This is a genomic window from Vibrio sp. A11 (genome assembly GCF_013048705.1).
Classification (GTDB): domain Bacteria; phylum Pseudomonadota; class Gammaproteobacteria; order Enterobacterales; family Vibrionaceae; genus Vibrio; species Vibrio metschnikovii.
Genome location: NZ_VHSI01000006.1, coordinates 140,015 through 154,378 on the forward strand (window position 1 = coordinate 140,015; position 14,364 = coordinate 154,378).

Consider the following 14,364-nt stretch of genomic DNA (forward strand, 5'->3'; position numbering starts at 1 on the left):
CAATCATTGTCAGATGCACATGAATAATAATGAATTAGAAACACGCGAACCTCGCGTATACCCAGAGCTTGCGCTCAACGTAATCACTCGCCAAGAGCATAATATCTCTCGGCAGTTGATTAGCGAAAATGCTTTAAAAGTCTTGTACCGCTTACACGGTGCCGGATTCGATGCTTATTTAGTTGGAGGAGGTGTGCGTGATTTATTGCTCAACCATACTCCAAAAGATTTTGATATTGCCACCAATGCGACCCCAGAGCAGATCCGTCAGCTATTTCGTAATTGTCGCCTGATCGGCCGCCGCTTTCGTTTAGCACACATCATGTTTGGTCGTGACGTGATTGAAGTCGCTACTTTCCGTGGTCATCATCAAGAGATCAATCAACACATCGCAGCGCAGTCAGAAGCGGGCATGCTGTTGCGCGATAACGTGTATGGCACCATCGATGAAGATGCTGAACGCCGTGATTTCACGGTCAATGCGATGTACTACAACATTGCTGACTATAGTATTCATGATTATGCTGGTGGTATTGAAGATCTCGATGATAAGTTGATCCGCTTAATCGGCGATCCACAAACTCGCTATCGTGAAGATCCGGTGCGCATGCTGCGCGCGATTCGTTTCGCCGTTAAATTGGATTTTGATATCGAAGAAGATACCGCCGCCCCGATTGAAACGCTGGCTCCACTATTAAAAGAAATCCCTTCGGCACGCTTGTACGAAGAATCGCTGAAAATGCTGCAAAGTGGTCATGGTTTAGAGACCTATCATTTGATGCGTGAGTACAACCTGTTCCAACAGTTATTCCCGCAGGTTGCTGAATACTTTACTGAAGATTACTCATCACAAACTGAGCAGATGCTTGATTTGGTGCTTGACTCTACTGATTTACGTATCGAAGAAGGTAAACGCATCAATCCGGCCTTTATGTTTGCCGCATTTCTTTGGTATCCAATGGTCACGATCGCTGAACAATTAATGGCATCCAAAGCGCTTAATTTTTACGATGCGGTGATGGAAGCAAGCAACGATATTCTCGACCAAGTCGTTAAATCGATTGCAATTCCGCGTCGCCATACCACGACCATTCGAGAAATTTGGCAAATGCAGTTGCGTTTACCTCGTCGTAACGGCAAACGCGCCTTCCGCTTATTAGAGCTCAATAAGTTCCGCGCTGGCTTTGATTTCCTTGAAATGCGTGGTGAGATTGAAGGCGGCGACGTGCAAAAACTCGCGAAATGGTGGCAAACATTCCAAAATGCTGGTCGTAATATGCGCCAAGCTATGGTCAATGACTTAGACAGTGCGGATAGTGATGGCCCCAGCACTCGTCGACGTAAACCGTCCACTCGTAAGCGCAAACCTAAGGGAAAAACAGCGCTATGACCATCGCTTATATTGCGGTAGGCAGTAATTTAGCGGAGCCCATATTACAAGCAAAACAAGCGATTGAGGCACTCAAACAGTTACCGCAATCACAGTTTATTGCCGCCTCATCGCTGTACAGTAGTACACCAATGGGGCCCCAAGATCAGCCAGAATACATCAATGCTGTTGTCGTAATTGATACTCAGCTCAGTCCATTAGCTCTGCTAGATTGCACTCAAGCAATCGAACAAGAGCAAGGACGTGAGCGTAAAGCTGAACGTTGGGGGCCAAGAACGCTCGATTTAGATATCCTTCTCTATGGCGATGAGATCATCGATTCACCACGCTTAACGGTACCTCACTATGGTATGAAAGTGCGTGAATTCGTACTTTACCCCCTAGATGAGATAGCCCCTGATTTATCTCTCCCTGATGGAACTAAGCTGAGCGATCTACTCTCCGAGGTTGATCGTAATGGACTTAGTATTTGGCACTCGCCAACCTGAGTATAAGGACATCCTATGAAAAAAATAACCATTAACGACCTGATGAACTGGAAACAGCAAGGCCGTAAATTTCCAACGGTTACCGCCTACGATGCGAGCTTTGCTCAATTGTTTGAAAGCCAAGAAATGCCCGTGTTACTGGTCGGTGACTCTCTAGGTATGGTACTGCAAGGGCAAAATGATACGCTGCCAGTGACTATTGCCGATATTGCTTATCATACGCGCTGTGTGAGAGCCGGGAGTCCAAATTGCCTACTGATGGCAGACATGCCCTTCATGAGTTACGCTACACCTGAGCAAGCGTGTGAGAACGCCGCTCAGCTGATGCGTGCTGGAGCCAACATGGTCAAGATTGAAGGCGGCGACTGGTTGGTTGAGACGGTCAAAATGCTCACTGAACGCGCTGTTCCAGTCTGCGCTCATTTAGGGCTTACCCCTCAATCAGTCAATATTTTTGGTGGTTATAAAGTACAAGGTCGAGAGCAAGACAAAGCCGATCGTATGGTGAAAGATGCGATCGCCTTACAAGACGCAGGGGCACAACTGATTGTATTAGAGTGTGTACCCGCAGCATTGGCAAAAAGAATCACCGAGTTACTTGATGTTCCGGTGATTGGCATTGGTGCTGGTAATAGCACGGATGGACAGATCTTAGTGATGCACGACATGTTCGGTATCTCGGCCAATTATATGCCAAAATTTTCCAAAAATTTCCTCGCAGAGACAGGAGATATGCGCCAAGCGGTCGCCAAATATATGGCTGATGTGTTAAGCGGCGCGTTTCCTGATGATGCACATACTATTGCCTAAAGGAGTAATCCATGCAGACTTTTGCTGATATTTCAGCTCTTCGCGAGCAGATAAAACAGTATAAGCGTGATGGTCGCCAAGTGGCTTTTGTGCCAACCATGGGCAATTTACACGAAGGTCATTTGACCTTAGTTCGTAAAGCCCGTGAATTGGCTGATGTTGTCGTGGTTAGCATTTTTGTCAACCCAATGCAGTTCGAACGCGCCGACGATCTTAATAACTACCCACGCACTTTAGATGACGATCTTAGTAAGTTGAATAGTGAAGGCGTTGAGTTGGTCTTTACTCCGACTGCCGAGACGATCTACCCCAATGGACTTGATAAACAAACCTTTGTTGAAGTCCCAGGGCTTTCTCAGATGCTGGAAGGAGCGTCCCGTCCAGGTCACTTTCGTGGTGTGGCAACGGTCGTTAATAAGCTGTTTAATATCGTTCAGCCTAACATCGCCTGTTTTGGCGAAAAAGATTATCAGCAGTTAGCCGTTATTCGACAAATGGTTCAAGACTTATGTCTAGACATTGAGATCGTCGGTGTCGCTACCGTACGTGAAATGGATGGTTTAGCGATGAGTTCGCGTAATAATTTATTAACCATTGATGAACGTCAACGAGCTCCCGTACTCGCCCGCACGATGCGTTGGATAAGCAGCACCATCCGTGGTGGTCGAGATGATTATCCTTCGATCATTGAAGATGCGATTGATCAATTACGAGCAGCGGATATTGAGCCTGATAATCTGTTTATTCGCGATGCGCAAACCCTATTACCGATCAGCGCAGAGAGTAAACAAGCGGTCATTTTAATGGCGGCTTTTTTAGGTAAAGTCCGGCTGATTGATAACCAAGTGGTTGATCTTAACGCTGATACCAAAAGTAGCAGTGAAGAAGAATAACCCTTGGCCCTCGGTATATTGAGCGCGATTCTCTAAATAAAAAGGTCAACCTGCTAAGGGTTGACCTTTTTATTCGCGCCTTACCTCTCGGTGATAGCCACCGATAATACTCATCGATAATAGTGATTAACTGCGTAATCCTTTACCTTTACTCACTAAGTAATGAGCAATCGAATAAAGGACGATAATAAATACCGCCAAGACGCTAAATGAAGTCACAACATTAACATCCGAAACGCCTAAGAAACCGTAACGGAACGCATTCACCATATAAACGATCGGGTTAATTTTCGATACCGCTTGCCAAAAGTCCGGTAATAAACTGATCGAATAAAAAACACCGCCCAAATAAGTCAATGGCGTAAGAATAAACGTTGGGATGATCGAAATATCATCAAAGGTTCGAGCAAAAACTGCGTTAATTAATCCGCCTAAAGAAAACACAATCGATGTCAGAAAAACCGTTGCGCAGATAATACCCCAATGTTCGATTTGTAAATTCACAAAAAACAATGAAACAAAGGTCACTAATGCACCAACCAACAGACCGCGTACCACTCCCCCCATGACGTAACCGGCAATGATCACGTAGTTCGGTACTGGCGCCACCAATAACTCTTCAATATTCTTTTGAAACTTAGCACTAAAAAATGACGAAGCCACATTAGAATACGAGTTGGTGATCACCGACATCATGATAAGACCAGGAACAATATATTCCATATAGCTAAAGCCATTCATCTGACCAATGCGTGAACCGATCAAGTTACCGAAAATCACAAAATACAGGCTCATGGTAATCACGGGAGGCACCAGCGTTTGCACCCAAATACGAGTGAAACGGGTAATTTCTTTGCGCAGTAGACTACAAAAAGCCGTCCAATAAATCGCGTACATTAGTTATCCCCTTGATTGGAATCACGCACTATCGTGACAAACAACTCTTCTAGGCGGTTGGCCTTATTACGCATTGAACGTACGCTAACGCCTTGTTGAGTTAACTGTTGAAAAACGGCATTTAAGCCTTGGCTTTTATCCAGTTCAATTTCTAAAGATCCATCAACCATGCGCTGAGAGATCACTTGGGATAACGGTTGCACTTTCTGCTCATCATCGATATCGAGAATAAACGTCTCGACACTCAGTTTACCCAACAGTGCCTTCATGGTGGTGTTTTCAATCAACTCACCACGATGAATAATACCAATATTACGACAGAGCATTTCCGCTTCTTCCAGATAGTGAGTAGTCAGAATAATGGTAATGCCCTGTTCATTAATTTTTTTTAAAAACTCCCACATCGAGCGACGCAGCTCAATATCAACCCCCGCGGTTGGCTCATCTAAAATCAGCAGTTGTGGCTGATGCATCAAAGCTCGAGCAATCATTAAACGCCGTTTCATGCCGCCGGAGAGATTACGAGCACGCTCTTTGCGCTTATCCCATAAATCCAGTTGGCTGAGATAAGTTTTCGCTCGCTCTTTCGCTAAGCTCTTCGGCACGCCGTAATAGCCCGCTTGCTGAATAACAATCTGCTCTACGGTTTCAAAAGGGTTAAAGTTAAACTCCTGCGGGACCAGCCCCAAATACTGCTTAGCCTGTTCAAGATGAGTATCGATATCATATCCAAATACGTTAACTTGGCCTGAGGTTTTATTCACCAGAGAAGAAATAATACCGATAGTAGTCGATTTACCTGCCCCATTTGGCCCGAGTAACGCGTAAAAATCGCCTTTTTTTACCGTTAAACTAATGCCTTTCAATGCTTCAAACCTACCTTGATAGGTTTTACGCAACTGATCAATTTCTAATGCATACATATTAATTACAGACTCTAGGCTATGACGATAACAACATCTCTAGATGTGCTGGCGAGATGACGTTTTTTCAACCCCTTACATTAGGAAATAATAAAATATCCCCCCATCACTACCATTGCCTCAAATAAGCCGTAGAGAACAAGATTATTTTGCATAAAAACCACTATGATAAACTGCTCAGATGAGTAATCTATCTGCTAATTTATCAGAGAATCGTGTAAGCACATTGTGTATAGTTGGCTCAGTTAATAAAGGGAACGAAGATGCCAGTACTTAAACAGCTTTTTGAAAATAACTCTCGTTGGTCAGAGTCAATCAAATCCGAACGGCCAGAATACTTCGCAAAGTTAGCCAAAGGACAGAACCCCGATTTTTTATGGATTGGTTGCTCGGATAGCCGTGTCCCAGCAGAACGCTTAACTGGATTGTACTCCGGAGAGCTGTTTGTTCATCGTAATGTCGCCAATCAAGTGATTCATACTGATCTTAACTGTCTGTCGGTGGTGCAATATGCGGTCGATGTACTAAAAGTGAAGCACATTATTGTCTGTGGTCATTACGGCTGTGGCGGTGTGACGGCAGCGATCGATAATCCTCAATTGGGCCTAATCAATAACTGGCTGCTGCATATTCGCGATTTGTACTTTAAGCATCGTCACTATTTAGAGCAGATGCCAGAGAAAGATCGCTCAGACAAACTGGCAGAAATTAACGTGGCAGAGCAAGTCTACAACCTAGGTAACTCCACCATCATGCAAACCGCTTGGTTACGTGGTCAAGACGTTGAGCTGCATGGTATGGTCTATGGCATTGAAGATGGAAAGCTTGAGTATTTAGGTCTACGCTGCGATTCTCAAGAACTGGTTGACGGAAGCTATCATAAAGCGATGGAGAAGATCCTTAATCCACAACATCAGCTATTGTGTCGTTAAATAATAGCTAGGATGCGCTTTAAGCGATGAGGTAATGCCCACATGATAGTGGGCATACTTTTAGGTGAAGATTGGTATTACTCTTGCGGTACGACTTTACCAATATAAGGCAAATGACGGTACTTCTGCGCATAATCAATACCGACCCCCACCACAAATTCATCAGGAATTTCAAAACCGACCCATTGAACATCGACGTGAACTTCACGGCGTGACGGTTTATCCAATAAAGTACAAATGTTGATAGAGTTAGGCTCACGCAGCGCTAAAAACTCCTTGACCTTAGTTAGGGTATTGCCAGTATCGATAATATCTTCAACCAGTAAAACGTCTTTACCTTTGATGTCATCATCCAGATCTTTCAAAATTCGTACATCACGCGAACTTTGCATGCTATTGCCGTAACTTGATGCTGTCATAAAATCGACGTGATGAATTTTATCAATCGCACGAGCTAAATCGGCCATAAACACAAATGAACCGCGTAATAATCCAACCAAGACTAAATCTTCGCTATCTTGGTAATGCTCAGTAATCTGTTTACCTAATTCACGAATGCGTTGCTGAACATCGTGCTCAGAAATCATCACTTCTACTGTATGTTTCATACCTATCTCATGGGTTAGAGCGACATTCGACACCAGTGTGCAGCCTATCGCAGGTTGGTTCGGCCCGTATAATAACATCGCCGACGCGAGGTGTTAACCTTTCACCACCTTACTGCGCATAATGACGCGACTAAAACACTCATCCTCTTTAACGCTCTGTTTTCCCTCACCTATTAAAATCAGAATAGTAAACATCATTCGCTAAACCATCAATAAAACTCATTGAATGACAAGTCATTTCATAACAAAGCGCACTTTTTACCCACAACGTATTGACCTGAAACATATGCACCATTACACTCATACGGTTTTTTAAACAAATTATAAAAAAATCATTAGCGTAACTAAATACGCAACAACTCAGTCAATTGGCAAGGAAAACAACTATGGACGCATCTATTGAGAAACGCCCTAGAACAAGGCTATCTCCACAAAAACGTAAACAGCAACTCATGGAAATCGCGCTAGAAGTCTTCGCGAAACGAGGGATCGGCCGCGGCGGTCATGCAGATATTGCTGAGATCGCTCAGGTCTCAGTAGCCACAGTATTCAATTACTTCCCGACCCGTGAAGATCTCGTCGATGACGTTCTCACTTTTGTGGTGCGTGAGTTCTCTAATTTCTTAACTGACCATATCGATCTCGATTTGCATGCAAAACAAAATATGCACAATATCGCGTCTGGTATGGTGAGTTTGGCTATCGACGACTGTCACTGGTTAAAAGTATGGTTTGAGTGGAGCGCCTCTACGCGTGATGAAGTATGGCCACTCTTTATGTCGAGTAATCGTACCAATCAATTGCTAGTGAAAAATGTCTTTTCAAAAGCGATTGAGCGCTCAGAGGTATGCAATAAACATAACCCTGAAGATCTTGCTACCCTGTTTCACGGCATCTGCTACTCGCTGTTCGTTCAAGCCAATCGAGCGCGTGATGAGTCCGATATGCAGAAACTGGTTAATAACTATTTAAATATGCTCTGCATCTATCAAGGCGATCGCGCAGTAGCTATTTAGTGAACCATAGCTGAATGCCGTGAGGTCAACATCCGGTAGATAGCAAAAAGCCGCTGAATGATTCAGCGGCTTTTATTATTCAAAAACGATCAATTACTTTTTCTTTTTGGCTTTCGCGTTTGGTAGGTCAGTAATTGTCCCTTCAAACACTTCAGCAGCCAGACCAACCGACTCATGCAGCGTTGGGTGAGCGTGAATCGTGAGCGCGATATCTTCTGCATCACAACCCATTTCAATCGCTAAACCAATTTCACCAAGCAGTTCACCACCATTGGTACCGACAATCGCACCACCGATCACACGATGAGTCTCTTTATCAAAGATAAGCTTAGTCATACCGTCTGCACAATCAGAAGCAATAGCACGACCTGAGGCAGCCCATGGGAAAGTAGCGACTTCGTAGTTAAGACCTTCCGCTTTCGCTTCTTTCTCAGTCTTACCAACCCAAGCAACTTCTGGCTCGGTATACGCGATCGATGGAATAACTTTTGGATCAAAGTAGTGTTTCTTACCAGAGATGACTTCAGCAGCGACATGGCCTTCATGGACACCTTTGTGTGCCAACATTGGCTGACCGACAATGTCACCAATCGCAAAAATATGTGGCACATTGGTACGCATTTGCTTATCAACATGGATAAAGCCACGTTCATCAACTTCAATGCCCGCTTTTTCCGCGTCCATCAGTTTACCGTTTGGCACGCGACCGATAGCGACTAAGACCGCATCATAACGTTCAGCTTCTGCTGGGGCTTTTTTGCCTTCCATTGACACGTAGATGCCATCTTCTTTGGCTTCTACAGCGGTCACTTTGGTCTCAAGCATTAAGTTAAATTTGTTCTGAATGCGCTTGGTGTACACCTTGACAACATCTTTATCTGCCGCAGGAATCACTTGATCGAACATCTCAACAACGTCAATCTTAGAGCCTAGAGAGTGGTAAACCGTTGCCATCTCAAGACCGATGATACCACCGCCCATAATAAGCAGTTTCCCAGGAACTTCTCTTAGCTCTAGGGCATCGGTTGAATCCCAAATACGAGGATCTTCATGAGGAATAAACGGCAATTTAATTGGACGAGACCCCGCAGCTACGATCGCATTATCGAAGTTAACCAGTGTCTTACCTTCTTCACCATCAACTTCAAGCGTATTCGGACCGGTAAATTTACCAAAGCCATTCACCACGGTTACTTTACGCATCTTGGCCATACCGCCAAGACCGCCCGTTAGCTGGTTAATGACTTTTTCTTTCCATAAACGAACTTTATCAATATCGGTTTGTGGTTCACCGAACACAATACCGTGATCAGCGAGCGCTTTCGCTTCTTCAATGACTTTAGCAACGTGGAGTAGCGCTTTTGATGGGATACAGCCGACATTCAAACAAACACCACCAAGGGTGCTATAACGTTCAACGAGTACGGTTTCAAGACCTAAATCCGCACAACGGAAAGCCGCAGAGTAACCGGCAGGACCTGCGCCCAGTACAACAACTTGGGCTTTAATTTCTTTGCTCATTTCGACCTCTTATAGTCAATATCCCTAACAGGCTGAGTGGAGGGTTCTATCTTGCTTGATAATAAAGAATTTAATCAAACATAATGGTTTAAAACGATTATTTTTCAGACCGCAACAGTTTACAGAGATGTTAATGGTGTGAAAAGTAAATCCATTTAGCCTGTGAGCTAGACGACAATTCGCTGAATAAAAAACACTATATCAGCCAATTACAAGATAATAGTTGAATCAAGGCGACTGAAAAGCCGCCTTCACTCGCTAACTGCTTATAATACTAAACGACGAATATCGCTTAGGCAGCCATTCAAGTACGTAATAAAGCGTGCACCTTCCGCACCGTCGATCACTCGGTGATCGTAAGACAGTGACAATGGAAGCTGTAAGCGTGGAGCAAATTCTTTACCGTTCCACACTGGCTTAATTTCCGACTTAGATACACCAAGAATACCCACTTCTGGTGCATTGACGATCGGCGTAAATGCCGTACCACCGATACCACCTAGGCTAGAGATAGTAAAGCAGCCACCTTGCATATCGGCAGCGGTCAGTTTACCGGCACGCGCTTTTTTCGAGACTTCAGCCAGCTCAGCTGAAAGTTCATAGATGCCTTTCTTATTAACATCTTTAAACACAGGTACCACTAGACCGTTTGGTGTATCAACAGCAATACCCACGTTAACGTACTTCTTGAGAATCAAGCTTTCGCCATCTTCAGACAATGAAGAGTTAAACGCTGGGAAGGCTTCTAGTGCTTTAGCGACCGCTTTCATGATGAACACCAGTGGGGTGATCTTCATACCAGTGTCTTTCTTCGCTTCAATCGCATTTTGCTCTTTACGGAAGTTCTCTAACTCAGTGATGTCCGCGTTATCCCATTGGGTAACGTGTGGGATCATTACCCAGTTACGGTGCAAGTTAGCGCCAGAGATCTTCTTAATACGAGAAAGTGGTTGAACTTCAGTTTCACCAAACTTGCTAAAGTCCACTTTTGGCCAAGGAAGAAGACCAAGCGCTGCACCATCACCTTTGCCAGAAGCGACCGCCGCTGATCCAGATTCAAGGCGTTTTAGCGCTTCTTTAACGTAGTTTTGTACGTCTTCTTTTAAGATGCGGCTCTTACGACCAGATCCTTTCACTTTAGAAAGGTTAACACCGAACTCACGAGCGAGACGACGAACCACTGGAGAGGCATGAGCGTATTCATGATTCTCTTGGAAGTCTGCTGTCGCAGCAGCGCTCGTTTGTGCTACTGGTGCAGCAGCGGCAGCGCTTGATGCAGAAGCTTGTACAGGAGCAGCAACCGCCACTTGCGCAGGAGCCGCGCCAGCCACTTCAAAGACCATGATCAGTGAGCCAGTAGAAACTTTGTCACCAGCGGCCACTTTAATCGCTTTCACTTTACCAGCAAAAGGTGCCGGAACTTCCATCGAGGCTTTATCGCCTTCAACGGTGATCAACGATTGCTCTTCTTCAACCATGTCGCCAACCGCAACCATGATTTCGGTCACTTCAACTTCATCGCCACCGATATCTGGCACTTGAACGTCTTTATCTGCTGCTGCGGCAGCCGGAGCTGCTGGAGCGCTAGCTTGAGCAACAGGCGCTGGAGCCGAAGCACCTGAACCAGCCACTTCAAACACCATGATCAAAGAACCCGTCGTCACTTTGTCACCAGAGGCAATTTTGATCTCTTTCACTGTACCAGCGAAAGGCGCTGGTACTTCCATCGAGGCTTTATCGCCTTCAACGGTGATCAACGATTGCTCTTCTGTTACCACGTCGCCGATGGCAACCATGATTTCAGTGACTTCAACTTCATCACCACCAATATCTGGCACTTGAACTTCTTTCAGTTCAGTAGCGGCAGGAGCGGCGGCCGTAGCAGCAACAGGAGCCTCAGCCACAGGAGCCGCTGCAGCGGCACCTTCAGCTTCAAACACCATGATCAAAGAACCCGTTGTGACTTTATCACCGACAGTCACTTTGATCTCTTTAACAATACCTGCTTGAGAAGCAGGAACTTCCATTGAGGCTTTATCACCTTCAACAGTGAGAAGCGATTGATCTTCTTCAACCTTGTCGCCAACGCTGACAAGAATCTCAGTAACTTCAACCTCATCGGCACCGATATCCGGTACATTAATTTCGATTGCCATTATTCTTTCCTACCTTCAATTAAGCGTATAGCGGGTTAGTTTTTTCGGTGTCGATATCAAATTTCTTGATCGCTTCAACCACTACCGATTTCTCAACTTCACCACGTTTGGCCAGTTCGCTTAGTGCTGCAACCACAACATAACCTGCATTCACTTCAAAGTGACGGCGAAGGTTTTCACGGCTGTCTGAACGACCAAAGCCATCTGTACCTAATACTTTATAAGACTCCGCTGGTACGTAAGCACGTACTTGCTCCGCATAGTTCTTCATGTAGTCGGTTGCAGCGATAGCAGGCTCTGTACCCATCACTTGAGCAATATAAGGTACTTTGGCTTCCGCTTCAGGATGAAGCATCGCATCACGCTCACACGCTTGACCATCACGAGCTAATTCGTTAAATGAAGTCACCGAGTAAACATCAGAAGCAACGCCATAATCGTCACTCAGAATTTGCGCGGCTTTGCGCACTTCATTCATGATGGTGCCAGAGCTCATCAACTGAACTTTCGCTTTTGAACCCGTGTAGGTTTCTAGCTTGTAGATACCTTTACGGATGCCTTCTTCAGCGCCTTCAGGCATTGCTGGCATTGCGTAGTTTTCGTTCATTAGCGTCAAGTAGTAGAACACGTTCTCTTGGTCGCCATACATACGACGAATACCATCTTGAATGATCACCGCTACTTCATAAGCGAAGGTTGGATCATAAGAGATACAGTTTGGTACTGTGCTAGCTAGAATGTGTGAGTGGCCATCTTCGTGCTGTAGACCTTCACCATTTAGCGTAGTACGACCCGCCGTTGCGCCCAATAGGAAGCCACGAGCTTGTTGGTCACCCGCCATCCATGCCATATCACCAACACGTTGGAAACCAAACATCGAGTAGTAGATATAGAACGGGATCATCGGTAGATCGTTGGTACTGTAAGACGTCGCCGCTGATACCCATGACGACATCGCGCCTAGCTCGTTGATGCCTTCTTGCAATACTTGGCCTGACGTCGCTTCTTTGTAGTAAGAAACGATATCACGATCTTGTGGGGTGTAGTTCTGACCGTGTGGGTTGTAAATACCAATTTGACGGAACAGACCTTCCATACCAAAGGTACGCGCTTCATCAGCAATGATCGGTACGATGTTTTTGGCAATATTCTTGTCTTTCAGAAGAATATTCAACGTACGTACAAACGCCATAGTAGAAGAGATGTCACGCTTTTGCTCTTCAAGTAGCGGTTTGAATTCTTCTAACTCAGGAATAATTAAAGGCTGAGTAAAGTTAGGCAAACGCTGTGGTGTATAACCGTGTAAGGCTTTACGACGCGCATGCAGGTACTCGTACTCTTTTGAACCTTCTTCAAGCGTTAAGTAAGGTAAATCGTTGATCGCTTCATCTGAAATAAGATCTTGTAAACCAAGACGATTACGCATTGTCAGAACATGAGTCATGTCCATTTTCTTGACTTGGTGCGCAATGTTTTTACCTTCCGCCGCTTCACCCATGCCATAACCTTTAACGGTTTTTGCTAGGATAACGGTTGGACGACCTTTAGTTTCTTGCGCATTCTTAAACGCTGCGAACAGTTTTGATGGCTCATGACCACCACGTTTCAGAGCAAAAATCTCATCATCAGTCATATCGGCAACAAGTGCTGCGGTCTCTGGGTATTTGCCAAAGAAGTGTTCACGAACGTAAGCACCGTCTTTCGCTTTGAACGTTTGGTAATCGCCATCGATGGTTTCATTCATCAATTGCAGTAGCTTACCAGAGGTGTCTTTCGCTAATAGTGCATCCCAGTTGTTACCCCAAATCACTTTAACCACATTCCAGCCAGCGCCTTTAAATAGGCCTTCTAGCTCTTGAATGATCTTGCCGTTACCCATCACTGGGCCATCAAGACGCTGCAAGTTACAGTTGATAAGGAAACATAGGTTATCCAGTTTTTCACGAGCAGCAAAAGAGATTGCGCCGCGTGATTCTGGCTCATCCATTTCACCATCACCAAGGAAAGCGTAAACGCGTTGCTCAGAAGTATCTTTAAGACCACGACCATCTAGGTACTTAAGGAAACGAGCTTGATAAATAGAGGCGATTGGACCCAGACCCATAGATACGGTCGGGAATTGCCAGAATTCAGGCATCAATTTCGGGTGTGGGTAAGAAGGCAGACCTTTGCCATCGACTTCCTGACGGAAGTTGTCCAATTGTTCAGCAGTCAGGCGACCTTCAACGAAGGCACGCGCGTAGATTCCTGGAGAAATATGACCTTGATAATAAACGAGGTCACCACCATCTTTTTCGTTAGGAGCACGGAAGAAATGGTTGAAGCACGTTTCATAAAACGCGGCAGAAGACTGGAAAGAAGCCATATGACCACCCAAATCAAGATCTTTCTTCGAAGCACGAAGAACAATCATGATCGCGTTCCAACGAATGATTGAACGAATACGTTTTTCAATCGTGGTGTCGCCAGGGTAAGCGGGCTCTTGGGCTGCAGGGATCGTATTGATGTAATTAGTGTTGATACCGGTTGGCATATCAACACCACCAAGACGAGCTTTTTCTAGAACTTCTTCTAGTAAAAATTGCGCACGCTCTACGCCTTCTTCACGTACAACGGATTCCAGGGCAGCTAGCCACTCCTGAGTTTCCAGTGCATCTACGTCATGCTTCATGTCAGACATGGCGATCTATCCTTCTGTTGGTTGGATTTATTTAGAACCGCAATGGACCG

At 45.1% G+C, this 14,364-nt stretch carries 12 protein-coding genes; 6 read left to right on the plus strand and 6 right to left on the minus strand.

What is annotated here, in order from left to right; translation table 11 throughout:
* Positions 1-19 precede the first annotated feature (19 nt).
* From pcnB to panC, 4 genes are read left to right on the plus strand one after another with little or no spacing between them, the layout of a single operon-like run.
* On the plus strand, positions 20-1,390 hold the full coding sequence (gene pcnB / locus FKQ60_RS08365; protein ID WP_115152524.1) for a polynucleotide adenylyltransferase PcnB: 1,371 nt from the start codon (positions 20-22) through the stop codon (positions 1,388-1,390).
* Positions 1,387-1,878, plus strand: coding sequence for a 2-amino-4-hydroxy-6-hydroxymethyldihydropteridine diphosphokinase (gene folK / locus FKQ60_RS08370; RefSeq protein ID WP_004394235.1), 492 nt, complete (start codon positions 1,387-1,389; stop codon positions 1,876-1,878). Before pcnB ends, folK begins: the two co-directional genes overlap by 4 nt.
* A 15-nt stretch (positions 1,879-1,893) precedes the next feature.
* Positions 1,894-2,688 carry a 3-methyl-2-oxobutanoate hydroxymethyltransferase gene (gene panB, locus FKQ60_RS08375; RefSeq protein WP_170906296.1) on the plus strand — a complete coding sequence of 265 codons (795 nt, stop codon included), beginning with the start codon at positions 1,894-1,896 and terminating at the stop codon, positions 2,686-2,688.
* A gap of 11 nt (positions 2,689-2,699) precedes the next feature.
* A complete protein-coding gene (gene panC / locus FKQ60_RS08380) occupies positions 2,700-3,581 on the plus strand; it encodes a pantoate--beta-alanine ligase (protein ID WP_004394237.1) in 882 nt (293 codons plus the stop codon).
* A 126-nt stretch (positions 3,582-3,707) separates the two neighbouring features.
* Here the strand turns inward: panC and FKQ60_RS08385 are convergent, their stop codons facing one another.
* Together FKQ60_RS08385 and FKQ60_RS08390 are read right to left on the minus strand one after the other, a co-directional pair.
* Positions 3,708-4,478: an ABC transporter permease gene (locus tag FKQ60_RS08385; protein ID WP_004394238.1), complete on the minus strand. Its 771-nt coding sequence runs from the start codon at positions 4,476-4,478 to the stop codon at positions 3,708-3,710.
* Positions 4,478-5,401 carry an ABC transporter ATP-binding protein gene (locus FKQ60_RS08390; RefSeq protein ID WP_170906297.1) on the minus strand — a complete coding sequence of 308 codons (924 nt, stop codon included), beginning with the start codon at positions 5,399-5,401 and terminating at the stop codon, positions 4,478-4,480. The genes FKQ60_RS08385 and FKQ60_RS08390 overlap by 1 nt, the downstream gene beginning before the upstream one ends.
* Before the next feature lie 263 nt (positions 5,402-5,664).
* Between FKQ60_RS08390 and can the strand changes: the two genes are divergently transcribed.
* Positions 5,665-6,333 carry a carbonate dehydratase gene (gene can, locus FKQ60_RS08395; RefSeq protein ID WP_004394240.1) on the plus strand — a complete coding sequence of 223 codons (669 nt, stop codon included), beginning with the start codon at positions 5,665-5,667 and terminating at the stop codon, positions 6,331-6,333.
* A 77-nt stretch (positions 6,334-6,410) separates the two neighbouring features.
* Here can and hpt read toward each other — a convergent pair whose 3' ends face one another.
* Complete coding sequence (gene hpt / locus FKQ60_RS08400) at positions 6,411-6,941, minus strand: hypoxanthine phosphoribosyltransferase (protein WP_072671420.1); 531 nt, start codon at positions 6,939-6,941, stop codon at positions 6,411-6,413.
* Positions 6,942-7,327: 386 nt separating this feature from the next.
* Between hpt and FKQ60_RS08405 the strand changes: the two genes are divergently transcribed.
* Positions 7,328-7,957 carry a LuxR/HapR/OpaR family quorum-sensing transcriptional regulator gene (locus FKQ60_RS08405; protein WP_170906298.1) on the plus strand — a complete coding sequence of 210 codons (630 nt, stop codon included), beginning with the start codon at positions 7,328-7,330 and terminating at the stop codon, positions 7,955-7,957.
* A 93-nt stretch (positions 7,958-8,050) separates the two neighbouring features.
* Here the strand turns inward: FKQ60_RS08405 and lpdA are convergent, their stop codons facing one another.
* The 3 genes from lpdA to aceE all read right to left on the minus strand — a co-directional run bounded on the left by lpdA (position 8,051) and on the right by aceE (position 14,314).
* A complete protein-coding gene (gene lpdA, locus FKQ60_RS08410; protein ID WP_004394244.1) occupies positions 8,051-9,478 on the minus strand; it encodes a dihydrolipoyl dehydrogenase in 1,428 nt (475 codons plus the stop codon).
* 266 nt (positions 9,479-9,744) lie between these two features.
* Complete coding sequence (aceF, locus tag FKQ60_RS08415) at positions 9,745-11,634, minus strand: pyruvate dehydrogenase complex dihydrolipoyllysine-residue acetyltransferase (protein ID WP_170906299.1); 1,890 nt, start codon at positions 11,632-11,634, stop codon at positions 9,745-9,747.
* Positions 11,635-11,653: 19 nt separating this feature from the next.
* Positions 11,654-14,314, minus strand: a complete 2,661-nt coding sequence (aceE, locus tag FKQ60_RS08420; RefSeq protein ID WP_004394246.1) for a pyruvate dehydrogenase (acetyl-transferring), homodimeric type — start codon at positions 14,312-14,314, stop codon at positions 11,654-11,656.
* Positions 14,315-14,364 lie beyond the last annotated feature (50 nt).

Coding starts and splice junctions, on each gene's coding strand:
- panB (WP_170906296.1), top strand. CDS start 1,894: ATGAAAAAAATAACCATTAACGACCTGATGAACTGGAAACAGCAAGGC.
- FKQ60_RS08385 (WP_004394238.1), bottom strand. CDS start 4,478: ATGTACGCGATTTATTGGACGGCTTTTTGTAGTCTACTGCGCAAAGAA.
- lpdA (WP_004394244.1), bottom strand. CDS start 9,478: ATGAGCAAAGAAATTAAAGCCCAAGTTGTTGTACTGGGCGCAGGTCCT.
- FKQ60_RS08405 (WP_170906298.1), top strand. CDS start 7,328: ATGGACGCATCTATTGAGAAACGCCCTAGAACAAGGCTATCTCCACAA.
- aceE (WP_004394246.1), bottom strand. CDS start 14,314: ATGTCTGACATGAAGCATGACGTAGATGCACTGGAAACTCAGGAGTGG.
- can (WP_004394240.1), top strand. CDS start 5,665: ATGCCAGTACTTAAACAGCTTTTTGAAAATAACTCTCGTTGGTCAGAG.
- aceF (WP_170906299.1), bottom strand. CDS start 11,634: ATGGCAATCGAAATTAATGTACCGGATATCGGTGCCGATGAGGTTGAA.
- pcnB (WP_115152524.1), top strand. CDS start 20: ATGAATAATAATGAATTAGAAACACGCGAACCTCGCGTATACCCAGAG.
- panC (WP_004394237.1), top strand. CDS start 2,700: ATGCAGACTTTTGCTGATATTTCAGCTCTTCGCGAGCAGATAAAACAG.
- folK (WP_004394235.1), top strand. CDS start 1,387: ATGACCATCGCTTATATTGCGGTAGGCAGTAATTTAGCGGAGCCCATA.
- hpt (WP_072671420.1), bottom strand. CDS start 6,941: ATGAAACATACAGTAGAAGTGATGATTTCTGAGCACGATGTTCAGCAA.
- FKQ60_RS08390 (WP_170906297.1), bottom strand. CDS start 5,401: ATGTATGCATTAGAAATTGATCAGTTGCGTAAAACCTATCAAGGTAGG.